The sequence below is a fragment of the Dysgonomonas hofstadii genome, from assembly GCF_014196915.1.
Lineage (GTDB): Bacteria > Bacteroidota > Bacteroidia > Bacteroidales > Dysgonomonadaceae > Dysgonomonas > Dysgonomonas hofstadii.
In genome coordinates this window covers 66,516-92,206 of sequence record NZ_JACIEP010000004.1, presented here as the reverse complement: position 1 = coordinate 92,206, position 25,691 = coordinate 66,516, and the positions used below count along the sequence as shown (strand labels likewise).

At 38.8% G+C, this 25,691-nt stretch carries 23 protein-coding genes; 2 read left to right on the top strand and 21 right to left on the bottom strand.

Annotation, left to right across the window (positions count from 1 at the left end; all coding sequences use genetic code 11):
- Positions 1–13: 13 nt before the first annotated feature.
- From GGR21_RS06470 to GGR21_RS06375, 20 genes are all read right to left on the bottom strand, one after another.
- A complete protein-coding gene (locus GGR21_RS06470; protein ID WP_183306386.1) occupies positions 14–1,864 on the bottom strand; it encodes a glycoside hydrolase family 13 protein in 1,851 nt (616 codons plus the stop codon).
- 12 nt (positions 1,865–1,876) lie between these two features.
- Positions 1,877–2,854: an Ig-like domain-containing protein gene (locus GGR21_RS06465; protein ID WP_183306385.1), complete on the bottom strand. Its 978-nt coding sequence runs from the start codon at positions 2,852–2,854 to the stop codon at positions 1,877–1,879.
- Between the two features lie 38 nt (positions 2,855–2,892).
- Positions 2,893–4,260, bottom strand: a complete 1,368-nt coding sequence (locus GGR21_RS06460; RefSeq protein ID WP_183306384.1) for a sulfatase family protein — start codon at positions 4,258–4,260, stop codon at positions 2,893–2,895.
- An 18-nt stretch (positions 4,261–4,278) separates the two neighbouring features.
- Positions 4,279–5,802, bottom strand: coding sequence for a sulfatase family protein (locus tag GGR21_RS06455; protein WP_183306383.1), 1,524 nt, complete (start codon positions 5,800–5,802; stop codon positions 4,279–4,281).
- Positions 5,803–5,816: 14 nt separating this feature from the next.
- Positions 5,817–7,922 carry an alpha-amylase family glycosyl hydrolase gene (locus GGR21_RS06450; RefSeq protein WP_183306382.1) on the bottom strand — a complete coding sequence of 702 codons (2,106 nt, stop codon included), beginning with the start codon at positions 7,920–7,922 and terminating at the stop codon, positions 5,817–5,819.
- Between the two features lie 267 nt (positions 7,923–8,189).
- Entirely contained in the window at positions 8,190–9,707 is a 1,518-nt protein-coding gene (locus tag GGR21_RS21030; protein ID WP_183306381.1) for a DUF6377 domain-containing protein, read from the bottom strand.
- 483 nt (positions 9,708–10,190) lie between these two features.
- On the bottom strand, positions 10,191–10,601 hold the full coding sequence (locus GGR21_RS06440; RefSeq protein ID WP_183306380.1) for a DUF3872 domain-containing protein: 411 nt from the start codon (positions 10,599–10,601) through the stop codon (positions 10,191–10,193).
- Between the two features lie 19 nt (positions 10,602–10,620).
- Positions 10,621–11,208, bottom strand: coding sequence for a conjugal transfer protein TraO (locus GGR21_RS06435; protein WP_183306379.1), 588 nt, complete (start codon positions 11,206–11,208; stop codon positions 10,621–10,623).
- A 42-nt stretch (positions 11,209–11,250) separates the two neighbouring features.
- Complete coding sequence (traN, locus tag GGR21_RS06430; RefSeq protein WP_183306378.1) at positions 11,251–12,219, bottom strand: conjugative transposon protein TraN; 969 nt, start codon at positions 12,217–12,219, stop codon at positions 11,251–11,253.
- 27 nt (positions 12,220–12,246) lie between these two features.
- Complete coding sequence (gene traM / locus GGR21_RS06425) at positions 12,247–13,542, bottom strand: conjugative transposon protein TraM (RefSeq protein ID WP_246348012.1); 1,296 nt, start codon at positions 13,540–13,542, stop codon at positions 12,247–12,249.
- Positions 13,526–13,780, bottom strand: a complete 255-nt coding sequence (locus GGR21_RS06420) for a hypothetical protein (protein ID WP_183306376.1) — start codon at positions 13,778–13,780, stop codon at positions 13,526–13,528. The genes traM and GGR21_RS06420 overlap by 17 nt, the downstream gene beginning before the upstream one ends.
- Positions 13,761–14,045: a TraL conjugative transposon family protein gene (locus GGR21_RS06415; RefSeq protein ID WP_183306375.1), complete on the bottom strand. Its 285-nt coding sequence runs from the start codon at positions 14,043–14,045 to the stop codon at positions 13,761–13,763. Before GGR21_RS06415 ends, GGR21_RS06420 begins: the two co-directional genes overlap by 20 nt.
- A gap of 11 nt (positions 14,046–14,056) precedes the next feature.
- Positions 14,057–14,680 carry a conjugative transposon protein TraK gene (gene traK, locus GGR21_RS06410; protein WP_183306374.1) on the bottom strand — a complete coding sequence of 208 codons (624 nt, stop codon included), beginning with the start codon at positions 14,678–14,680 and terminating at the stop codon, positions 14,057–14,059.
- Positions 14,681–14,812: 132 nt separating this feature from the next.
- Positions 14,813–15,805 (bottom strand): conjugative transposon protein TraJ, encoded by a 993-nt coding sequence (traJ, locus tag GGR21_RS06405; protein ID WP_183306373.1) that lies wholly within the window; start codon positions 15,803–15,805, stop codon positions 14,813–14,815.
- 118 nt (positions 15,806–15,923) lie between these two features.
- Complete coding sequence (locus GGR21_RS06400) at positions 15,924–16,553, bottom strand: DUF4141 domain-containing protein (protein ID WP_183306372.1); 630 nt, start codon at positions 16,551–16,553, stop codon at positions 15,924–15,926.
- 40 nt (positions 16,554–16,593) lie between these two features.
- Positions 16,594–18,306, bottom strand: a complete 1,713-nt coding sequence (locus GGR21_RS06395; RefSeq protein WP_183306371.1) for a fimbrillin family protein — start codon at positions 18,304–18,306, stop codon at positions 16,594–16,596.
- An 82-nt stretch (positions 18,307–18,388) separates the two neighbouring features.
- A complete protein-coding gene (locus tag GGR21_RS06390) occupies positions 18,389–19,327 on the bottom strand; it encodes a fimbrillin family protein (protein WP_183306370.1) in 939 nt (312 codons plus the stop codon).
- A 69-nt stretch (positions 19,328–19,396) separates the two neighbouring features.
- Positions 19,397–19,918, bottom strand: a complete 522-nt coding sequence (locus GGR21_RS06385) for a fimbrillin family protein (RefSeq protein ID WP_183306369.1) — start codon at positions 19,916–19,918, stop codon at positions 19,397–19,399.
- Positions 19,919–19,967: 49 nt separating this feature from the next.
- Complete coding sequence (locus GGR21_RS06380; protein ID WP_183306368.1) at positions 19,968–20,147, bottom strand: hypothetical protein; 180 nt, start codon at positions 20,145–20,147, stop codon at positions 19,968–19,970.
- Positions 20,148–20,167: 20 nt separating this feature from the next.
- Entirely contained in the window at positions 20,168–20,497 is a 330-nt protein-coding gene (locus GGR21_RS06375; protein ID WP_183306367.1) for a hypothetical protein, read from the bottom strand.
- A 403-nt stretch (positions 20,498–20,900) separates the two neighbouring features.
- Here GGR21_RS06375 and GGR21_RS06370 point away from each other — a divergent pair, with 403 nt between their 5' ends.
- The gene (locus GGR21_RS06370) at positions 20,901–21,098 is read left to right on the top strand and encodes a hypothetical protein (protein ID WP_183306366.1); all 198 of its coding nucleotides are present in this window, start codon (positions 20,901–20,903) and stop codon (positions 21,096–21,098) included.
- Between the two features lie 245 nt (positions 21,099–21,343).
- Complete coding sequence (locus GGR21_RS06365) at positions 21,344–22,432, top strand: glycoside hydrolase family 88/105 protein (RefSeq protein ID WP_183306365.1); 1,089 nt, start codon at positions 21,344–21,346, stop codon at positions 22,430–22,432.
- 218 nt (positions 22,433–22,650) lie between these two features.
- Here the strand turns inward: GGR21_RS06365 and GGR21_RS06360 are convergent, their stop codons facing one another.
- Complete coding sequence (locus GGR21_RS06360) at positions 22,651–25,650, bottom strand: TonB-dependent receptor (RefSeq protein WP_183306364.1); 3,000 nt, start codon at positions 25,648–25,650, stop codon at positions 22,651–22,653.
- Positions 25,651–25,691 lie beyond the last annotated feature (41 nt).

Sequence of the window (25,691 nt, the reverse complement as noted above, 5' to 3'; positions counted from 1 at the left end):
GTTTAAGAGGTTATTATTTTAATTCTATGATTTTTGCACTTTTAGGTGCTATATTTATAGTTCTAAGGTCATTAATATTTTCTCCCGTCATTACATCTACCCCTGTTTTGTAATATTGGAGCATTTCCGCATAGCGTGCCGTATCAATAGCTTCAGCTTCATCAGTAATATTTAAAATTACCATTATACAATCGGAATTATCATATCTGAAATAGATATATGTACCGTTATTCGGTTTGAAATGTTTGAGATTACCTGAATGAATCACAGGTTTACTTTTTCTCCAATTCAGTAATTTGCTTATATAGTTGAATACTTCATTTTCGACCGGAGACCTTCCTGCCTGCGTGAAAACATTGCGGTTATCACCAAGCCATCCGCCTTCCATCTCTTTACGATTAGCATTTGAGGTATAAATACCTTCAATCTCACTGTTCATCATTATTTCCGAACCGTAATAGAATTGTGGTATTCCCCTTGTAGTAAGCAGGAAAGCAAATACGGCTTTATATAAATCCTTATCTCCGCCTATCAGTGTCGCAATACGTTCGGTATCGTGATTATCGGCAAAGGTCATGATATTATTCCTGTCGGTATAGAGATAATCCTGCGCCAAAATTCCAAACAATTTATTTGTGCTTCTACGAACATTGTTATTCCCCGAATTGAAAGCTTCTTTTATTGCATCCATGAGAGGAAAATCCATTACGCAAGGTAAATTTGAATTATATCCGTCTTTGTTATAGGCATCTTTTTGCCAGTATGCAACAGCTGAAGGTTGTGATTGCCATACTTCGCCAACAATATTGAGATGAGGATATTCATCCATAATAGCCTTTGTCCAAAGTGCTATTTTATCTTTTTCACAATATGGATATGTATCTACCCTTACACCGTCAAGCCCGGCATATTCGATCCACCAGATAGCGTTCTGAGTCAAGTAACGGAGAAGTTTGTCGTTATTCTGGTTCAAGTCAGGCATGAGCGGAGAAAACCATCCATCCTTGTTCCATTTATAATCGATCCCGGAAACATAAGGGTCTGTCCATGACGATATGGCGAGTGACCGCACATAATTGTCAGGCATCGGATGAATCCAGTCATTGACCGGAAGATCAGACATCCACGGATGGGATATGCTACAATGATTGGGAACCATATCCATAATCATTTTCAAGCCTCGTCTGTGACATTCTTCTACCAGTTGTTTATACATCCCATTATTACCATACCGAGGATCTATATTATAGAAATCGGTACAGGCATAACCATGATAGCTGTTTTTCTCATGATTGGATTCCCATAAGGGAGTAGGCCAGATAGCTGTTATTCCCAGTTCTGAGAGATAGTCCAGTTTGCTTATTATTCCGGCAATATCGCCGCCATGACGTCCGTTCGGGTTTTTCCGGTCAGCTTTTTCTTTCATTTTAGATATGGCATCATTGGACACATCTCCGTTGGCGAAACGATCCGGCATAAGAAGATAGATAACATCCGATCCGTCAAAGCCGTTATGTAATTCGTCACTTTTTTCGCGGGCTAATAACGGATATTTTATAATCTCTTTATTATCTCCCTTTGTAAATATCAGGTCGATATCACCCGGCTTTTGCCGTTCTCCTATCTCGATGGTTACAAACAAGTAATTGGGGCTGTCACCATTTTCTACCCGGACAATTTTAGTTTGTCCGGGAGAAACAGCTACATGCATCCCTTTGATGTCGTTACCATAGACCAGTAGCTCTATTGTATTTGTCCGCATTCCCGTCCACCAGCATTGAGGCTCAACTTTATTAACCATCTGAGCAAAAACGCCAACAGTAACGACATAAAACAAGAGGGTTATTATTATCAGTTTTTTCATCAGTATCAGATATTAGTAGACAGTAATAGCTACAGATGCCGAATTACCATTGATATTTGCAGTCAACACACCTGTTCCTACAACTTTCGGTAGCACACGGACAACTTTTCTGTCGCTACGGCCTGTGCCTCCAGAAGCAGAATTTGTATTGTACTTGCCTTGTCCGTCATCGCTCCATGGATTTAGTGACCCATCAGTAGGTAAAGCATATGTAGTATTGGCAGGCAGATACATTACTTCTATGTAGACATATTTATTTCCATTGAGTTTGGCATCTATTGTCGTACAATTATCAGAATTATCCGAAGTATATTCTGTCTGATTACTACCTGATATAATCCGCAAATAAACGCCTGTAAGAGGTATATCATTTGCTACGGTCACTACTTCTTTAATAATCATCTCTCCCATAGATGTCTGTGCCGTGAGGATGATCTCGGTGTTGCCGACAGCTTTAGCTGTAACCAATCCGGAAGTTGCATCTACTGTGATAACGTTACTGTTCGCGGAAGCCCATTCCACAGCAGTTACCGTTAAATTATTATCCAGGATATCATACAACATATTCAGAGTTTCGCCCGGTTTTACTATCATGTAGCCTTCTTCGCTTTTCAGCCTGATATAAATCTTAGCCACAGTCACTTTACACTCTGCGACAATAGTTCCATCAGGACTTTTAGCTGTAATAGTGGAAACCGCTTCTTCTACTGCTCCCATAAGTTTACACGCTCCACCTTTAGTATCCAGTATTTCAATTTCGTTGTTACTGCTAGTCCATTCCAGGTCGGGAGTAATTCCATTCTTGGGAGTTATATCGACTTCGCATTGTAAGATAAATTCCTCGTTGAAAGGTATAGTCAGATTATCTCCGTCCTGAAACAGTATCTTATTTACTTTCACCTCTCCCTGATAACTTTTTTCGTCGTCATCGCAGGAAACCAGACACAATAGGAGTGCCAACATAAAGAAAATTATGCCATTTGTTTTCATAAGTATATTTAGTTAGGTTACAATTCTATAACTCAATTTTATTCACCTTGCCCGTCATTATCCCGGGTTTGTAATTTCGAAGTGTTTTCCGGCATTTCGTCTTTCCATTTCTCCCATGCCCTGAGCATTCGTTTTTTGATATTAGCATATTCTTCGGAGAGGTCTTTAGTTTCCCCGATATCATCCCTTAGGCTATACAGTTCCGATTTATCGCCATCAATACAAAGTTTCCATGTTCCCATCCGTGCAGCGCCATTTTTCGCACGTTTCCAGAAAAGGATATCATGTGGTTGCTGCTTAGTCTCTTCTCTAAGATATTTTACAAGACTAACCCCATCCAGATGAGTTTTTTCAGGTACATCGATATTCGCAAGTTCACATATTGTAGGGTAAAAATCAAGGCTTGAAATCATGTCTTTAAATATTTTTCCTTCTCTGAGGCGAGGTTTGTATGCCATTACCATCGGCGTACGGATACCTCCCTCATATAAATCTACTTTATGTCCGCGAAGCCCGCCTGTCTGTCCGAAGATATATGTTCGTAAAGGGTCGTAACCATCCCATGTTTTCAGTTCGGGACCACCTTTTGCCGGGCCGTTATCACAAACCATTACAATTATTGTGTTATCTGTGAGCTTATTCTCGTCAAGGTAATCAAGCAAACGCCCCAGATTATCATCGGCTGAAGCGAGTATAGCCGCATATACTCTCATATATTCTTCTTTGATATCAGAAAGTTTATCATAATATTTCTGTGCCGCTTGCCATGGGTTATGTGCAGCATTATATCCCAGATAGAGAAAGAATGGTGTGTTCTTATTCTTGTCGATGAAGCTTATAGCACGGTTGGTTAACCTGTCTGTCATATATTCATCATCACCCGTTACAGGCTTTTCACAGAGTATAGGCAAACGTGCCTTATCATACTGTCCTTCTGAATTCGGAAAATAATTACTGCTTATTTCTATCGGCTCATATACTTCGTCGAATACTATTTCGGGTTTACGGCATACATGCCATTTACCAACCAAAGCTGTATTATATCCAGCTGTTTTCATTGTTTCTGGTAGCGTTTTTTGCTCTTCGGGTATTTGTGAGGTACGATAATCGGCATTGATCTGCATACCAAACCGCTGCTGATACATGCCCGATACCATTCCACTCCGGCTTGGGCCGCTTATCGGAGCTGTGACATATCCGTCCGAAAAGGATACCCCCATAGATGCCAGGCGATCAAAGTTGGGAGTAGGAACAAGGGTACTTCCATTATAACCCATATCGCCCCAGCCAATGTCGTCGAAAACAACGAACAGCACATTAGGTTTAGCTTCTTGTTGCCGGTTTTCCTGAGCAGCAAAGGCTGTCGGAACCGCCAAACTTAAGGCCAATATTGAATGTTTTTTCATGATATAATCGTTTTAGTTTTATTCTTCTGTTTGTTCCACCTGATGTCTTTTTCCTTTACCCTTTCCTTTGCCTTTCTGACCACCGCCAGCAGCATCGGTATTGGCTTTTCCAAAATATGGCGTATGATCCCATAAGTCAGTAGGGCCTTTTACACGAGGATCGACCGTTTGTTCCTGCCATTTCTTCATTTTCGCTTTCAGGTCATTAAGCTTTTTGGTATATTGAGGATCATTAGCAAGATTAAAGAACTGGCTCGGATCTTTCTTCACGTCATATAACTCCCATTCCGGACGGAATGTGAAAGCACGGTCATAATACGGAGTGAAGTAGCTTTCATCTTTCCGGGCAATAATCTCTGTTTTAGTCGGGGAGCTATCCACATCGCTATGTCCACCGAGTTCGTTAAACTCATTTTTCGGATCACCTCCCGGATATCTTTCAGGGTAGTAATTGTGTATCAAAAGGAAGTCATCACTACGTAACGAACGGCTCGGGTAGCCTACATGATTTACCCTTGCATTATAACCATGGCGTTCTCTGCCACTATTTACAAATTCTCTTTTTAAAGGCTTATTTTCAAGTAATAACGGGAGAAGATCCGTTCCCTGAACATCTTTCGGAACAGGAAGTCCTGCTGCCGTAAGGAAGGTCGGGCATATATCGGTTAAGCTGACAGCCTGATTACATACTATACCTGGTCCGATTTTATTCCCCCACATAACAGCAAAAGGCTCTAAAGTTCCAGCATCGTATAGTGATGCCTTGGCTCTTGGGAATGGCATCCCGTTATCCCCTGTAACTATGATCAGTGTATTGTCAAATTCTCCTGTTTCTCTAAGTATGCGAATCGTTTCTTCAAGTTCATAATCCAGCCTCTCCACATAGTAGTAATAGTCGGCCATATCGATGCGTGCCTGAGGTGTATCCGGTAAATATTCAGGCATTATAAGCTTGTCGGGATCAATGCCATTATCGCGTCCTTTGCCTTTTTCATAAGGGCGATGCGGATATTTACTTCCATACCAGAAGCAAAACGGTTTATTCTCAGATTGGGCATCCTGTATGAATTTCTTCAGGTTATCGCTATAATGCCCGGCCGGATTATCTGCCCATGCCCCGTCTTCAAATTTACCGGGTCCCCATCCTTTTTTGGTGTATCCTACACTGTATCCATTCTGATCCAGTGTTTTTGCATAAGTTGGCATATCTTTAGGAAAAAGGCTCCACAGATTACCTGTTCCCCCCAAAGCATGCGAATATTTTCCTGTAAGAATTGCGGCTCTCGATGCTGTGGATGTAGGAGCTGCACACAAAGCCGTAGAGAAAAGCATCCCGTTATTTGCGACAAAGTCGAACGCTGGAGTTTTCACAGTCTTATCTCCATATACACCGGCATGCGGATATGACCAGTCGTCGGCGATGAACAACAACAAATTCGGTCGTTTTGTGTTTTCCTCTTTTACCTGTTTGTGTTGTGCTGCGACACTTAAGGACAAGCCTGAGGCTAATACAACACCTCCTATTTTTATGATTTTAGACATAGTATGGTATTATTTTATTCGGTTAATATTTCAAAAGCATAAGGTTCTAATAGTATGGTCAGGGTATCATTGTTATTTTCAATTATCTGACCAAAGTTCGTTTTGAGATTAGTAAAAGACGCATTGAAAGGTAGCTGTATATTCAGTTCTTTCGATTCTCCGCTACGGTTGAACGCAGCTATCACTTTCTTTCCCATGTACACCCTTACAAATGCAAATAGATCATCATCACAATACAATGGTATAAGATCTCCATATATAAGAGGAAGACTGGACGAACGTATTTTTGTCAGTTTTTTTACTGTTTCCAAAAGCTTCGATTCATTGTGATCATACTCGTCAAATTGCATCATTCGCCTGTTGTCCGGATCATTTGCTCCCGGCACACCGTATTCATCACCCTGATAAATGCAAGGTATACCCGGAATGGTAAACATAAATGATTCGAGAAGAGCCAGCTTCCGGTATGCGACAGTATCTCCCACTTCTATTTTCCGTTTTCGTCCTGCCGCTTTAGTATTCTCTTTCAGGCTCACAGTACCTCCGGCAACAGATATAAAACGGGGTTTGTCATGATTGCCTGATATGTTCCCCATCAGGTTATGGTAACCATAGCAGTTAAGACTTCGTGTCAGGTCTTTAAATAAGTCTTTCATAGTATTATCAGGTGTACCAAATGTATTTACCGCACTGTGGTAGATCCCAAAATCGAACTGACTGTCAAGCATTCCGCTTTTTACATAACTTCTTAACAGCTGAGGTTTCCCATAAGTTTCTCCAATTTGGAATATATCAGGATTGTCAATCCGTTGTTTGATTTTTTTTGTCAGCATTCTCCAGTATTTCTCAGGAATATGCTTTGCCGCATCGTGACGGAATCCGTCAAAATCGTATGTCTGTAGCCAATATAGAGCAGAATCGGTCATGGCTTCACAAACATCGTTCCTTTCCAGATCAAGAGTAGGCAAAAACGTGTCGAACCATGTTGTAAGCCTTTGTTCGTCAAATAATCGTATATTTGGGCGCCCGTCGGGTAGAGACATCGGAGTATTCCAATCCGGATTATTTTTCAATACATGACTCTCCTGATGTAAATGATTGGCAACATAATCTAATATGACGTTTAGATTATTCTTATGCGCTTCGTCAAGCATTCCCCGTAATTCAGCATCCGTTCCGAAGTGATAATCGATAACTGTGGGATTAACCGGCCAGTATCCATGATAAGCCGAGAAACGTGTAAACGGATCTTTATCGAGTCCCCATGCACCTTCTACATTTTGAGCGATGGGCGAAATCCAGATTGTATTTATTCCCAGATTATTGAAAAAACCACTCTTTATCTTTTCTGTTATTCCTTTGATATCACCCCCATGATAATCAACTGTAGGCAGTACATCCGACTCGTTTAATGGTTTATCGTTCGTTTTATTTCCGTTATTGAAACGGTCGATCATCAGTGAGTAAAGAATAAATCCTTGTTTATCTTTCCGGGTTAAATTTGCTGTATTATCTAATACTTTTCCATATTGCAGTTTTACTAATACATCGTTCGTAGTTCTTCCGTCAGGGGTAACAGCTATTATACGTATAGAAGAGCGAAACATTGAGTCAGCTAAAGCAGGTATAGTTACAGACATTTTAGTTTCGGAAAACGAGTAGAAATTATCAGGCAGAATAGTGTTTTGCCACATAACTATAACTTTCCCGGGTATCTCCGAAAACAGGAGTTCAATTTTATAATCCAGATGTCCTTGTGTAATAATCCAGGGCCGTATAGTGTCCCATTTTTGATCCGTATCCCTGATTGTAAATAGTGAAACTTTCTTTTTATCTTTCCATATATTTATATAGCTCAAAACATCTTCACGGTTTGAGAATATTACGAATTTATCCTTATCTATCAATGTTGTCTTTACATTGGGAGAAGTGATAGAGTCTGGAGAATCCAATAAAGGGAAATGATCTGTCAGGTATATTGTATCACAATCACTCTTCAGATAAAGAACAGATGCTACCTCCTGATTAAATTCTGTAAGAATATCAAAGGTAGATATTATTCTATTATTGGAACAACCATATAATAAGATAAATAATAATATGACGGAAATCTTTTTCATGTATTGATGTATTTCGATCAGTGATCTTCGTTTTTTTAACCTGTAGTTCGATGTAGAAAAGATAGATATTGAAATGTGTTCTTCCTCCTAAAAGATTTTAAATGGCTACTATCTTTCCGGTTATGATCAAAAGTATATAAAAAGTAATCTCAGATTTTGGGGCTAAGGATGAAATATGGATTTATTTTTCTTGTTTTTATTCTATATTATTTATAATGAATGCATTATATATAGTTTGTTTTGTGAAATATATGGACATTATATGGATTAATACAGGCCTATTTTCATTATTTTGTCATCAAAATTAGCCCTGTCTTTCGCTTTGTTCTTCACTTTTGTTTTATACGTATAGACTGTGTTTGCAGAGTACCTTAAAAATTTTGCAATCTTGGAACTATCCTGAATGCCTAATCTGATCAGGGCAAAAATACGGTGCTCGGGCGTGAGCAATTCGTCTTTATCGGGATATATTTTTTCATCGTCACGTAATAGTTCATTAAACTTTTCTATAAAATCGGGATAAAGCTTTATAAATGACTGGTCAAAATTGCTGTACAATTCTTTTATGTCATAGTCTATCATATCGGTGGAACGGGTCATTGCCCTCAACTCGTCAAACTTATTGGCTGTAATTCTTGAAAAGATAGTAGAACGGAATCGTTCCATCTTTTCGATATATGCAGAGCACATAGAGAGGAAATGGCCTATATATTCTTCCTTGATATGATTAGAGTCCAACAATGAGTTATTTAGGTTTTTCAGTTCTTTATTAATTTCGATCAGGGCTCGCCGTGATTTTCTGATTGTCTTATTTTGTTTGTACAGAGCGGCGAGAAAAGCTATCATTAAGCAGCACATTATACTAATCAGAATAAAATAAACACGTAATTCTTTATGTTGTGCATTTATTTTACTTGTATATGCTTTGTCAATGATAGGCTGCGTTTTAGCAATTTCTATACGTCTTAATCGTGCATTATAAACATTAGCATCTTCCATTGATACCGTACAATAATTATAAGCCATATCCAAGACTCCTTCTTCAAATAAGATAACAGAAAGATTTCGGAGTGATTCGTTCTCTTTCACTGCAGACATGATATCCGATGTTGCAGATAATATAAGGTATTTCTTCCTTTCATTGCTTTCCGGTTCAATAGCATAAGCATTTGCTAACGTAGAAGATATCATTGCATAATCGTGCGTCCCAAATTTATAATTAGGCAACATATCTTTCAGTATATATTTTGCAGAATCAATCTGACCGTCTCTTATATGTATCCTGGCTGTTAGCCGCTTATATTCATTTGAATTGGGATCGACAAAAACTTTTGCGGAGTCGAGATATTGGCCACTCATTTTTTCATACTTAGGAGCATATATATTATCATTCGAATACATACTCATATGATGATAAACCTGTTCCATTGAATAAAAATACCGTTTAAGCATATTTCCCGATAATGTTTTCCGATTCATCGATATCAGGTTATCTATAGCTTCCCTGTAAAGTCCTCCGGATATTAAAATATGAGAGAGTATTATCTTAGAATCATTAACCCATTCTTTATTATTACATTTTTGAGCAAATTCGATGTTACGGTTTACATACATCATAGCCGAATCATAGATATATGGCTGGTATTCTTTGGTTAAAGCCCGTGTTATATTATATTTTTCGGATTCAGTAAGATTCTTTTTACTAATGATTTTGGTAAGGCTGTCAATTTTATTCCTTCTAGTCTCGACATAAGACTCCCGCTGCTCAATTGTTCTATCAAGCACTTTCAGAAGAGAATCAATTTCATTTTTTTGCGCAAATAATAAATTTAGCGGTATAATGATTAAAAAAATACATATAATATAAGTCTTCATTTCAATAGTATTAAGGAGATAGATTGTGAGAGTAATTCCACTGGGATTTTTAGCTTAAATACAATTATAGAATAATTTTAGTAAAAAAATTACTCAGACGCAAAGAGATTAACAAATTTAACTGTTTCGGATAGGTTTTCAGAATGTTAGATCAATAGGATAAATTATCAACATCAGATGCTTTTAACTTCCATCTAAGTGATAAAAACTGCACATAGTTTTTATTAAGTCGGTTTATTTCTCTTCCCATAAGCATATTTATTAAAGCCTAACAATTTAACTTAGCATTAAGACCTTATACTTATGGAAAGAGATTGTAAAAAGAAAAAATGAATAATTATATTGTTATAAGGAATTTAGTTCAATCATTATGTTATTACTTTATATAACGATCTACTCTCCATAAAAATCGAATGAAAGCGGGAACTCTTTTCCAAAACTGTCGAAAAAGACAATATCAATCGTCTGGCGTTCCTCAGACATAGAGGTATAATACAGGCGAAAAGTCTCATTTGATAACTCATAACTGTCATTGGGTTCAAAGATGGTTCCGTCATCCATCGCAAGCATACCTTTACCATCGGGCTGGAAATAACGCAGATAGAACTTTACCTTTTGATAGTCTCCGCTTTTTACAAGCTGGCAGCGTATTTCGGCTGTCTGCCCGTTCTTTAGTTTTTTGGGCACGGGTAGGTTAATAACCTTGAATTCATAATCCTGCTTAACGTCAATATCGTCACTACAGGCACATGCTATTGCAGCAAGCAATAGCGTATATATAAGATATGATGCAAATTTTCTCATTATATTGTTTTTTTACCGATTAATTAATAATGAATTTTATTCCTACACCAGCCTGAAAATGGAATTTACCTATCGTGGAAGAAGGTAAAAACCTTTCCCTGGCATAAATTAGCAGTATCATCCTGTCGGTAAAGAAAATTTCAATCTCCAGACCGATAGCCCCGCCGTAAAGGAATTTGTCTTTATTGGTCAGGGTGGCTCCGTCCTTTAGCTCTTTTTTGCCCCAGTTGACCGTTTCATACCCGCTCATAGCAGAAGCCCCAATAGAAAAGAAAAAGGTCTTTGAGTAATCGGAGAGGAATTTCTTATAATAACCTATTTCACCTGTAAACTGTGACAGGGGAACATACCGACTGCTGTAATCATACTGTTTTTGCAGGTATTCAGCTGCGAATATCCACCTGCTGCCGCTTTTGTTATAGGTAGCCGTGCCGATACCTAGTGCGAATGCCTGTCCGTCTCCCTTGGACAGCTTAAATCCATCCACCGCCGAAGCAGTTATCTGAATGCCTTTTTGTCCGGGCAGGTAACGTTGTGCAAACGCTTTTTCGGTAATAAACAGGCTCAGGGAGAATACCAATGTTATAATCAATGTGATTCTATACATATTATATGTTCTATTTTAGATTTGACAAAAGAGTCTGAGCCCTTATTTTACTTTGAGTTCATTGATCTTTTCCGCCCTTACCAGGTCGGCATTCTCAATGGTAAAGCTCTGGTTACGTCCTCCCTGCTTTTCGTAAAGTTCAACTATCAGTTTCTTATTGTCCGGTATGGTGATCTTCTCAATGGTAAAGACTGTTTGCCGGGTAGAATTACCGGGTATTTCCGTTACATAGTTAAATGCACGCAGGGGTATGATAATCATTTCCTGAATAGCCGTACGCTTCGTCAGTTTTTTATCGACAATCTTAATACGGATAAAGTCAATATCGAAAGTAACATTGGATTCATTCTTTATCTGGGTATGCAGGTACAGTAAATTATTGTGCGTATAAATACCTTTCAGTAAGTATTGCAAACCGAAACGTTTACTGCCGATATGTTTGATAATGCGTTTATCCCCATGATAGATAGAGCGCATGATCAGATGCACCACCTTTGGGGATTCGCTACCAAGGTCTTTCAGATAAATCTCCATCGAATTATTGGGATGGTTGACTGCTTCACCGTCATGCATAAAATCCTTCATCTCGATATTAAGCTTGACAGGTTCATCCGCGTAACGGATATTGAAGGTGTAAAAACTTCCTTCTTCGGTAATGACCGACATATTGGTTTCCTTTTCAAATCCCCTTATGGCTGCCTTTACCCGCAGGACATTATCCGAACTTTGCGCCCTTGCTGCCACAATATTGGAAGAACCCAGATCAACGTCCTTGATAGAAGAAGGGAAAATTAGAGTAGTCGTTTTATCAAATGTAACCTCTACTCCGTAAGGAGGTATCATGCGGTCGAACATGATTTTACGGGTTAAGCCCTGGTACAGGTCCCCCTCGGATGGCTGCTCCTGTAACCGTCCTATAACAGGTCTATTATCAGACTGTTCTGTTTCCTGTTGTGCATATACGGCAGAAAAAGAAATCAGTAGTGATATCAATACTATAAATTGTTTCATTGTTTCTTTATTTTTAGTGATTTATATTTAATCTTCTTTAGGTAATAGCATGATTTTATATCCCGCTTTCAGGGTTACGGTAACTGTCCTGAATTTCTTACCCAGATATTGCGATGTTCCCTGGATAAGTCCTCTTCCGGCATCGCTTATGAGTTGCTGTCCTGCACTTTGTTGTGAGATATTGATGGTAGAGCCTAGGTTGCTGCCCATATTGGCGGCAATCTCTTTAGCCGCATTAAGTTCCATCGAGCCAGGAATATTGATCCCTTTCTGTCCGTCCGAATCGTAGACTGTCATCTCCACATGAATGATCTTACCTTCATGTTCAATTGTAGAGACCGATACTTCAAGTCTTTCACCCTGCATTTTGGCATGCCCGGTCAGCATGGTATTTACAGGAATATATGTATTTCCGGCAATGAGCGGCTCAGTCAGGCGCATACGCAGTGATTGTCCGTCGGTTACTTTCTGCTCGTCATGTATACAGGCTGAGATTGTATTTTTCTGACTGTTCACCTGTAGTTTATCCATCGAGTTAAAACCGTAATTGCGTTCCCTATCATAACGTTCCATCAGCTCTTCGTCACTCAGCCGCTGGGACAATGAAGAGACAACCGTTTTCATGAGTTGATGGACAGGCACAGCTTTCGGCTTTTTGGATGATGATTTGACTATTTTATTTTTCATCTGTTCGGCAGACATTCCATATTCCTGTGAATATGGAGAACCTTCACTCTGGCTCTGCGGCATATATTTGGCCGCAAGCTGGTACGATTTTTCCATCAATACCAACTGTTCATCCATCTGTGATTTACGGGTTTCCTTTTCTTCCAGCTTTGCTTCGAGGTCTTCCAGCCTCTTTTTCATCACCTCCTTTTCGGGATCTTCTTTTGGCTGTTCGTAGAAATTACCCAATGTCCTGTTGATATCATTGTAAACGGCATGGGAAGTCTGGATCGCATTGCGGTTGGTTTGTCGCAAAGAAGGTTGAACAGCAGTATGAACCTCAGGTTCTTCATCTGTTATCTTGGATGTATCGCCTGCGGTATCCATCATAAAAGTATCTAAAGAACGCATCCTGTCTTTTTGTTTCTGCTTGAGTTGTTCCTGTTCATAAGCATCCCGTTTGTCGGCAATGATCTCATCCTTTTTAGGATCGGGAATATCGGCATTGAAACCCGTTCCTTCTTTTTGTTTTTCCTTTTCAGCTTCGGATGGAGCGAAGATCAACCACATACAGCCGGCAAAGGCGATGAACATCAAAGCGAAAACAACATATTTCTTCAGCTGTTGCTTTTTATCATTTTTAGTAGTCGCGCTCATTATCATTCATTTTTTCAGTTAATAATAGCAGACTGTCATTATCTGTAGCACCGGATAGTGCCTGTGCTACTTTTACGCTGTCAAACTTACTTTTAGGAACAGGTGCATAGGGATCGTAATACTCCTTTATTTCAGGTAATGGCTCTGGCTGCTGTTTTTTACAAGAAGTACCCAGCAGACAAAGAAGTACTGATAAGGCGATTAACTCCGATAATATCTTATTCTTCATCTTTATCATATCCATCGTTTTTTATCTGTTCAACCTCTCCCTGCTTTCTTATTTCAGACTTATTCATATGTTCTATTTTCATTTTATTTTTTCTATTCGACCAGTTGTTAATGGTTGAAAACATAAAATAGAAATTCAATACCAGGCCTGCCAGTAAAAGCAGAATAATGATTGCCAGTCTGATGTCTGGCGAAATAAGACCGCACAAATAGCGGAGTTTATCATCTATATTGTCTTTCAGGGACATACAAAGGGTGTTTATTTTCTTTTTCATAATTTATTGTTTTATCTGTCCAATACCCTTAAATCCTTGTTCTCTCGTATATCAAAAGCTTCAATGATAAATCCGTGGGGATTATTATCGGAGCGTACCGAGTTCAACAGACGGCAGGAAGTAATAAGGCTACGTTCTGTAATATTACTTTCACGGATAATCATCTGCCTTGCATAGGTGGCTATACGGTAAGGGTACATGTCAAAATTGCAGGAAATGCTGTCTACAACAAGGTTTTGGTTGATATTCCCTGAAATAACCCGGTTATAGTATCCTTTCTCGGACAGATCTTTATAATAATTGAAAGTACTTTTGTCGGATAGCATCAACGCACGCTGTATATTACTCTCGATAGCACTTTTATCAGGAGACAGGGTAAAGAACAGTTCGTGGAAACGCCTGACATGTTCGCGCGCTTCAACAGGCCGATTCTGTGACAAGTCCTGTGATAGGGCAAGCATCAACGATTTACCGCCATCGAGTACATAGATTCTTTGGCGTTGCTTTTCTGCGAAATCATACGCCCAATAAACCGATATGGAAGTAATGACCGCACACAGAACCAGAAAAGCAATACTGAATATCCTCAACTGCTTGAAACTTGTTTCTATATTTGTTAATGATTTGAATTCCATAAAATCAATTTGAAAATTTGACAATGTGCCAATATACCAATGTATCTTGTTGATGCTTGATTATTGTTGGTTTATAATTGATTTTCATTGGCAAATTGGCTTATAAATTAATTAGCTTATTGAGCCTTCGGCTCACCGCCCCATCAGCCTGCCTCCGATATTACCTGATGTTGCTCCAGCTGCTCCGGCCGCTATAGAACCGGCTTTGACGGCAGTCGCATTAACACTCTTACCGTAATTACCCATTCCTCCGGCCTGTATGATCCACCCTGCAACCGTTGGTATAGTAAAATACCCGACTATGCCGATTATCAGAAAAATCACATAAATAGCATCGGATGAATCCAATGAATAATTAGAATCGGCAGTCATGCGTTCGATATCAGCCTGCAGCATCAGAGACTGAAGCCGAGCAAGAATAGAACTAAAAAGGTCGGAAACGGGAAGCCACAGGTATACGGTCAGATACCTGGATATCCATTGGGTAAGTGTTGAGCCGAACCCATCCCAGACAGATATGGCAAACGCCAGCGGACCGAGAATTGCCAGTACGATCAGGAAAAAGGTACGTATCACATCAATGACCAATGCCGCGGACTGAAAGACCAGCTCCAGGAAATTACGGAATAACTCCCGAAACCATTTTTTAAATTTATAAGCCGCACGGTCAATATACATTCCTGCCTTTTCGCCGACATCTGTAATTCCCAGTTTTTTAAGCTCAGTCTCAAAAATTTCGTCATCGACCAAATAAGCTGTCTCCGGATTCTTTCTTTTAATCTCGTACTCCAGTTTATCCTTTTGTTCGGCAAATTTTTTCATATCGAATGTTTCAGACTGCATCATCTGGTTTGTTCCCTTAACCACAGGACTCATAACACTATTGAGTGTACCTAATACAATAGATGGAAAGAACATAATACAAATCCCAATCGCAAAGGGACGTAACAGAGGATATACATCAATGGGCTCTGCACGGGCAAGGCTTTGCCAGACCCGGTAAGCGATATAGAACAAAGCACCCAGACCGGCTATACCCTTGGCAATACCTATCATATTACTGCACAGAGGTATCATCTGGTCGTATAGCAGGCGGAGAGTTTGGTGAAATTGATCGAAATCCATAAATACCAATTTGAAAATTAGACAATGTGCCAATATGCCAATGAAATAGCAGAGTATATCTATTCATACCTATTGACTTTTGCGTTGTTAACTGTTGACTGATAACTGTTAACTGAAATCACCAGTATCTGTCTGAAGGATTACCATACAAGGCATTAGTCCTTGCTGTCTCGCCTTTTTTCTTAGCCCTGAGATAGGATACCCCGATATTCTTATTGGTGAAATACTGTACCAGATTCCGGTAGTTCAGCATAGAATTATATGCCCTGTCAACGACATCAATACGTTCCTTGTCAGTCATCGACAGAGTAGTGACATTAACGACATCTTTCAGGTCATTGAGAACCCCGCTACTTTCCTCCAACAACTTAGCATAACCTGTAGCGATAGCATTCAGTTCCTCGACACTGAAATTCTCATCTGTCATCATCTTCTGGAAGTTGACCACATAGATATCCGAAATATCACCTACCATCAGGATGGTCTTCTGAACTTTCCGCGCATCTTTTACCAGGTTATTCACCGATCTTAACTTATCATAATATTCCTTGCCCTGATTATATATTTTTACGGTTTCCTCGAAATTCCGGATCATATTTTGTGCAGTTGTGGATGTCTGTACAATCTGTTTGGTAGTATTTACTATACTCTGGGTAAAATTACTCGGATCCCAAACTGTCCATTGTGCATTAACATGTGTTGTGAAGAGGACAAAGAGCCCCCACAACATGAATAATCTCGTTTTCATATTGTAATTGGTTTAATTAAAATAAAAGATTGAATTAGCGTTAGTAATTACTGTCGCGTTGATTAGCCAGTAATTTGATTAACGAATAGTTTTCTTCTAGGCCTGACCATGGATCCTCCCTATAGAAACCAACGGTAGTATCGATAAAGGTATATACTCTGGTACTCTGATCAGAAGATCTATCAAGGCGCATATTCAGGATTGTATTCAGGTCAGACATCTTGTGGGGAGATACAAGTGCCTTATCCCAATAAAATAACCGAAAGATATTATCCTCACTGAAAGCATTGACTTTTAATTGTAGATTTGAACAGATCATATATCCCATATCGCTTCCAGTAGTTGCATGAGCAGCCGTATACCCGAACGAAATATATAGACTGAATTCATTACCGGGAGAATACGACTTCTTCACCCCATCCTGTATATAATAGGCATCTACTTTGGCTGAGCCATAGGCAATAGGGCCGCTACCATTAACTCCAAATCCCAAACCGTAAAATTTGACTTCAACAAATACATTATAGGGTAAGAAAAGCGCTTCCAGCACCCTGTTACTTAAAACACCGAAGCTATATTCTTTTTCTTGGGATACCAGGCTCCCTTTTTCATACCACCCCTGGAAATAATAGGAAGGATAAGCTGTTGCCTTAACAGTACATTCTTCGTCTATGATATATACACCACCGCCATCAGTAGAACCTCCCCCTGAACTGCTTACTATTATTTCCCTGATATTATCAAACTCAAATTTACAAATCAAGCTTCTATCTTTTTCTGCGGTAAATTCGAATACAAGTTGATCGCATACAAGTTCTCCGTTTTCGTACCATCCTACGAATTTATATCCCGAATTTGCTATGCCAAGAACCTTCACTGGTTCGCCATAATTATAAATTCCATTGCCAAATACATTGCCTTCGCCTTCAGTATTCGTATCAATCCGGTATTGCAGGGCACATTCAAATTGATTTTTTACCGATGATTTCAAGCTAAGGTCTTCAACAGCCTTGAAAATCCGTTTACAACCCTCAACATTAAAAATAAATAATGTATCTCCTTTAATGATATCCTGATGGGGTACAATATAACGGTATGTATAAAAATTACCACTAGAATGATATAAATTCATATTATTGAGCTGCTTTTCAGCACTCTTTTCTGTAATATTACCAGTCTTAAGGTTCAACAAAACCGATGGTGACTTGCTGTATAGTTGGGCAAATGCAGGTTTCTTACCTGATACTGAGTTAAATTTCACCTCCACCAGTGCCAACATATGGGTAAAATTAAGGGAGATGGCGTTGTTCATTATCCCGGTAATATTACTGGCCCATAGCAGGTCACTTTGTGAAGGATTATCCGCTTGCCCTTCTGCAGCATTCAAATGTAGTTGTGTAGCATCCTCCACATTTTCCTGATACGGATAATAGGCATAAAACTCCAGCTTATCGGCATGCATATATAATATCTTATCATTTTCCGAAAACGGTAATAGAGACTTTCCGTCAAAACGGTATTGTTTGTTATCAGCAAAATTTCCAGTAGCTTTCAGGTCCGTTCCTTGTTTTACTGCATAAATACCAATCAGGTCACCCTCCTCAAAACGGGTATCGGTAGCATACGTTTCAGGATTTACCACAAATCTTACCTGCTGAATACCTTTTGTACCGGACTCCTGGTGCTCCTCATCCCTGTCGCAACCATACAGCATGGTTAAAATTGATAGAATGCCCAAAATATAAAATCTCATAATGATTGGATTTTTATTGGTTTAGTAAGTACGGGAAGATAATAAAGACTTTACTTCCCGCACTCAATATGTTCAAATACAATTAATAAAGATTCAGAGAGTTTTCCGGACCTGTCAGCCAATCGGTAATAACTATATCATCGATTGTCAATTCGGTGCCGTTCAGGGTTACATTATATGTATACTTTGTGCCTTGTTTCCATGTTGTATTAACTGGTACTCCATAGGTATATGAAGTTCCGTCGACTATAAACTTAAATACGATACTGCTCTGTGCAGTAGTTTTATTTACCGGCATAACGAGTAGGTTCACATAATCTTTCTCTTCGGTCGGTTTTTGATCAGGAATCGTGATCAGGCCATTTGGGTTCTCTACAAATGCAGGATTATAGTTATTATTGTTCTGTGTGAGTTCCCCGGTAGCAATATTAAGATAAGCAGCACTCCACATATCATTCTTGCCCGAAGAATTATACGCTTCAACTCGCGTCAACTTGGCTTCACCCGGATAATTCATTTTATTGATTTTAAACTGATGTAATGACAGGGCATGTTTCATCCGTAATTTGACATGCGGATTATTGCGGTTCACAGGCTCTTGCCCCTCTGCATTGGAGCCAAACATATAATCTATCTGATTCGTATGATATATAGCCATATTATCCTTACCATTGGTATAGCTGGTCCCATATGGATAGAAAGCATAGATCGTAGCTGGGGTATCACTGAGTTTTACCTGTGGTGTCAGTTGCCATTTTCCACTTTTAAATTCTGCCAAAACGTTGTTATATGGCCCAAGATTATAATTTGTTCCCAATGTGCCGGGCGTAACCCACAGGCTTAACTTTGAATTTTCAACAAAAGCAAAAACAGGAGCATAAGTCGATGCCATACCGGCGATTTCCGTTTCAACACGCAGATCTGCTGTCTTTGAAATATTTTCCTGGGAATCATCATTGTTACAGCTGGGAAATGAGAATAACATTGCGGACATAACCGCCATAAAAAGAATCTTTTTCATTTGAATAAAATTTAATTGTTTATAAAAAAATGTTTACTTAGAATATATCGACAGGATTGTTCGGTCCCTCTATCCAGTCACCCTGTGTAATTTTTTATTGAGTATAAACTGTATCATAGCCTGGGCATGCCTCATCGTAAGCCTGACTTTCGGATTTATAGCTGTTACCGGATCTTCTCCTTCACTGTTTGATCCAAACATATAGCCTATCTGTTTGGTATGGTCCAATTCAATGGAAGTTCCATTACCGAGGGTTGTGGTATAAGGGTAAAATGCAAAGACAGTAGCCTCAGTACCGGATAGACGGACAGATGTCTGAATTTGCCATCCCGTAGTATTTAATACCGTTTTTAAATTATTGAAAGGGTCCGTAGGGTAATTGGCTCCCAATTCACCGGTCGTAACAAACAGGCTCAGAGCCGATCCTTCACTGAAATCCGATACGGGTGCATAGGTCAGCTGTTCCTGAATTACAGTTTGGATTTTCAATTTGTCATCATTGATATCCGGATCTTTAGAATCCTCATTATTACATGATACAGTTAATAATACAAGTACAGCCAATGCTGTCAATGAAAAATACTTTTTCATATTGATTAAATTATTATGATAATTATTATGGGAGCAGCCTCCCCTTGGTTTAGATTTCAATATCACCTTCCTCTCCGGTTTCCCAGCCAGTCACAATTGTTTCCATACCCATTAATCCCAGACGTATCTCCATAGCGATGTATATGACAGGGGAAAGAAAACTATCAAACTGGCCGGTAAGGTCAATTTGCGAAGAATATGAACTGCCATTGGAAAGTTGTAAATGCACTTCCAGTTATTAAAATAATGCTATACTACTCCTGCAGGAACTATTGCTTTGATTTTTTCAATAAAGTCATCTACGAGTTTAGTAAAATGAGACTCTTCTTTAAAAATTGTACCAATGAAACACCCGCCCTCTTCGATATTCGTTAATCCAAATTCTTTATATAATTTAATTTTTTCTGCCATTTTCTCCATATAACGTGCATCTTCTGAAAGCCCAAAATGCTCCCAATAAAAAATAATGTTAGTTTTTGTATTATGAACCGTAAAATCGGGATAAAGCATTTTTTCTCGAACAATAAAAATCTTTACGTAGCATACTTCAAAATATTTTTGAGATAGTAAACGATTCATAAAGTGCACTTCTTGGAGAGAACGTACCATTAAATCATTACCTGATCTATATAATTTTTTATGTGATTTATAGTTATTAGTACCAATATGTTCTAGATCTTTTTTTTAGAAGGCTATTATAACAATAAAAAAATAATCGACTCAAATGGAAATATTTATTTAGCTAAAGATGCATATTTTATTAACTAAATATCTACCTTTTAATAGCTGAAAACAGCATGTTTTAGTAGATATTGAATATACAGATAAAGTTGAAGAAATAAGCCTATCTGACTTCAGAGAATCGATAATCCGGACGTAAAACAGATGCCTAATATTTGGGAGGAATCTTTTGGAACAGTAGAAGAGTTAATCATATTAATCGAAAAAGCAAATTCCTTTGAAGGCATAGCAAAATTACTTTATGGCGAAATTTGAATTGAAGTTCCCTGTCTTTTCTTTTGGAAATGCAGATGATAATATGATATATGTGCATTTTGATAATAGAAGCTATAGCTTAGCATCTATGTCAATATATAAAAAAGAAAATTTTCACAATGAAGAGGATGTTGATTCTGATGGAAATATCTATTGGGTAGATAAAGTGCAATTTGTAAAATAGGAATGTTGATTTACCTATCATATATTTATATCAAGGTTATTAATATAGTTATAAAACATTTTATATACTGACTATTAATACATTATTGTGAATTAATAATGAAATACAAACATTGTTGCATCATTTTCAAACATCCAAGCAAGGAAACATATTAACGATTATACATATAGTAAAGATTTAAGTTATATATCATTTCACAAAGAAAAGTAACTTCGGGATAGAACTAAACTTTAATTATTTAAGTAATGAAAAAACATATTATCTGGGCGGTTTTTTGCCTTATTGTAATCGTCTCATGCAGTGAAGATACTGCAAGAAGTAAGGAAATTGATTTAATTAATAAGGTAGCTGAATGGCAGATGATCAATTTTCCCGACACGATGGCACCTGAAGCCGGATGGGTACATGCTGCCTTATACCGGGGACTTATCGAATGGGGTGAATATCAGGAGTCCAAGAAAATAGACAATTTTTTAATTCAGGTAGGTGAAGACCTCGACTGGGGAATGCTGGATCGTGTATATGATGCCGATGATCTGTGTATAGGGCAAACATATATCAGGCTATATAAAAGATATAACAGGCCGGAAATGATAAATAAAGTAGTTGAAAGGGTTAACTACATAATAGACAATCCGATGGATGGATCACTCAGAACTGTTAAAAATAAGCCGAACCGGGACCGATGGGGATGGTGTGATGCCTTATTTATGGCGCCGCCGGTTTATGCCCAGTTATATAAACTGAAGACAAATGAAAAATATCTGGATTTTTGTTTTTCCGAATTTCAGGTGACATGTGATTCATTGTACGATAAGCAGAAACGTTTATTTATACGGGACCTGCGTTTTACGGATGCAAAAGAAACTAATGGTGAAAAAGTATTTTGGAGTAGAGGAAACGGATGGGTTTATTCGGGTCTGACATTTATGCTGAACGATGTACCTGTATGGCATGTAAGTTATAATTATTACCTTAATCTTTATAAGGAAATGACAGATGCAATTATTGCATGTCAGGATAAGAATGGTTCATGGCACACCAGCATGTCTGATTTGGAAGCATATCCGCATCCCGAAAACAGTGCATCCGGCTTTTTTGTACATGGCCTTGCATGGGGAATTAATAAAGGCATATTGGACAAGGATAAATATATGCCTGTCGTAGAAAAAGGATGGAGTGCATTAAAAAGCTATGTCAATGAAGATGGTAAACTGGGCTATGTGCAACCTATCGGGCATGCTCCCCGAACGGTAGATGGAGAAATGACTGCTCCTTATGGAGTAGGTGCATTCCTGCTGGCAGCAACTGAAGTTATGAAACTTAACCGATAGTCGTGTTTAATTAATACTTCTACTCCCGGTATTCTTCATTCCTGAGATTACCGGGAGTTTTTATATCTGCCTTCACAAAATGACTAAATACTGTGCACCTTACATGAGCCAAATCAGACATTTAACGGGAATAAGATACAAAAACGGGACTATTCTTTCACGAATAACCCCGTCCTTTTAAAATGGCACTAAATAGCGTACCCTATATTATACAAATCTTAGAATCTATATGAAAATCCTGTTCTCAGGAATACACCGGTATACTCCAGATCGTATACACGCGACTTGTTGCCCATATATATGAATGCGGGAGCATTCAGCACATTTGTTGCTTCTGCATATACTGTCAAACCTTTTGTAATCCTGTACGAACCATTAAGGTCTAATTGCCAGCGCTTGTCAACCCAAAGATCTTCTTCGTTATTGCTTCCCAAAGCATATGTAAACTCGCCATTGTAGTTTGCGGATGCTTGCAGTGTCAGTTTTTCAGTAGAATAACTTAATGCAATGTTTCCTGTATGTTTTGCCTGTCCGGGAAGTCTTAGTTTTCCACGGCTGGCATCTGTTGTAGCTTTCGAGTTCGTAAATGTATAGTTACTTGTGAAAACTAGATTCTTAAGGAAGCCCGGTAAGAAATAAAGCGTTGAATTGAAGGTTAATTCCGCTCCATATACGTAAGCATTTTTCCCGTTTTGAGGTTGAGTCAGGATATATTGGTCATCAGCTTCAGCTCCGTGTTTGTAATACGGATTGGACGTATCAGTCAATAGACCTTCACTACGATACAGGAATTTATCTATATGTTTATAAAACACACCTCCCGACAATAAGCCTACTTTTTGCAAGTAATGTTCAAATAGCAAATCTAAATTGTGAGCATATGCGGGCTTTAAAGAAGGATTACCCATTAACAATTTTCTTGTTTCATCATTGATATCTATAGAAGGAACAATGTCCGGAAGATTGGGACGAGAATATCCCGTTGTCCATGCCAAACGTAAGATTGTATTCTTAGCCACGTCATACTTGAATTGGAGATTTGGTAAAATCATTGTATAATTCATAGATGAATCGGCCGGAGTGGAGGTATACGCAGTGTATTTGTAATCTTCCGGATTAGCTCCCGGCAGCTGTCCTCCGTTCACGTTTGGATCTGCATTCGCATCATACTGAAACACCCTGTTTGCTTTATAGTCCACATTTGTGTTTTCGAGACGGACACCAACAATAACCATAAGCTTGTTAAACTGGCTCTTATTCATTATATAACCGGCTACAACATTTTCGATTCCTTCATAAAAATGGGCATCCCTTCTGTAATTGGTCTTATGTTCATTCAGATCAAATCTATCAGGATTTTGATTCAGAAAATCTTTTACCTTGCTCAGGCTTGGCGCCGGTCCAAAATTCAAATTGCCATTCAGGAAGTTTGAACTAACTTCATCTCTGTATAAAAAGTCACTAAAGTATAATGGGTCTCCATTAGGTATCAACTCGGTAGATGAAGTTAACCTGTACCTCTCATTAAACATGAATTTACCTTTTACCCCAAAAGAAAAATTTGAAGCAAATTCATCATTAATAAGATAATTTAAAGCGGCGTTTCCACGTACTGTTATATTACGTCCGTTCAACTGATTATCATTATTTTCAATATTCTTCAGTGAAAAACGTGACGGATCGTCCATAGCTCCGCCAACAGCCGGAGTATATAAGTTTTCGGAAGCTAAATATTTTGTTGCAAAAGAAGGCAGTTGTGCCAATACTGTATTTTTCTTGATCTGTATAGGCTTACCATTCCCGTCATCCGTTCCTTTTATATCTTTTCCATTTGCTCGCCAATCCGGTGTTTCGAAATTGAATTGAGGATTTATTCCTTTTCTTCTGGATATATTCAGGAATGCACCTGCGTCTAATTTCCAATTTCCCTGAGTTGTTTCTCCATCAAGGTTAAAATTATAGTTGTCAAGCTTGATTCGCTGATCAGTCACCTGCATTACAGTAGTTACACGGTCTGTACCGATCTTTCCATCTCCCATATCGAAAAAGCCACCACGATAACGTATACGGCGGCGATAACGTGTATCATCGTCATCACGCCTGTTATACATAAAACTCAATACAATTTTGGATTTCACATCCGGAGCATAGTCTAAAGTAATGGTACCGCCTGTACGGGTTCTTGATCCTTCCTGATAACGGTAGCGAAAATCGGTAGGCACATATGTTCCTTCTGTACCCTCAATCTTATTGCCTTTTGCATCCAGCAGAGTATTGGCTCTCCAGCGATCAGCCTCTAAGCGGTCATATCCGTTATTCGTTTTGTAATAACTTGCATTAGCTGCGATACCAAAAAGACCGTCCGGATTTTTATCCGAAGGAAAGAATCTTTTCTGAAAACCTGCCTTTACATTTACTGGCAACTTTTCGCGCAAAACATTAAAACCGGAACTAATATCGATGGATATCCTTGGTTTCAGGCTACGGGCTGTTCCCGTACGCATATTGATAACTCCGGCAATAGCATCCCCGTCATTTGAAGGCAGCAAAGTTTTTTGGACTTCCATAGAAGATAAAATATCGGATGGAATAACATCGAGAGTTGTATTCCTGCTGCCATCTTCCGTAGATCCCATCATCTGTTCACCATTTACCTGAATATTAACAAAGTTGGCTGGTGTTCCTCGTAACTGTACGGCCGATCCTTCCCCTCTTGAACGGCTGATAGTTACCCCGCTCAGGCGTTGCAGGGCTTCCGCAACATTCAGATCGGGGAAACGACCCATTTCGTCTGCTGACACTACCTGCATCATATTGTCTGCTGCTTTTTGCTGATTGAGTGCCCGTTGCTGGCCTGCCACCATTCCCGAAACGACAACTTCTCCTAAAGCCTTTGCATTTTCCATCATTACAAAGTCTTTAGTTAAGGTTCCTCCTGCTTTTACATCGATTGCTTCCTCAACATTGTCAAAGCCCAGATATTTTACAACAATCGTAATTTTTCCGCTTTCAAGCCCATTGAGCATATAGTGGCCGTTAAGGTCAGATGCTGTTCCGATGGTAGTTCCTTTAACCACCACGCTGGCTCCGGGAAGTGCTTCGCCGTTATTATCAATAACTTTCCCAGTAAGGATGCCTTTACCCTGTGAATATCCGAAAGTTGTTGTGCAAAGTAATAATATTACAATAATTACACTAGTTTTTAATAGAATTTTCATGTGCTTTAAAATTAGATTAATATAGGTTTCGTTGATACTTT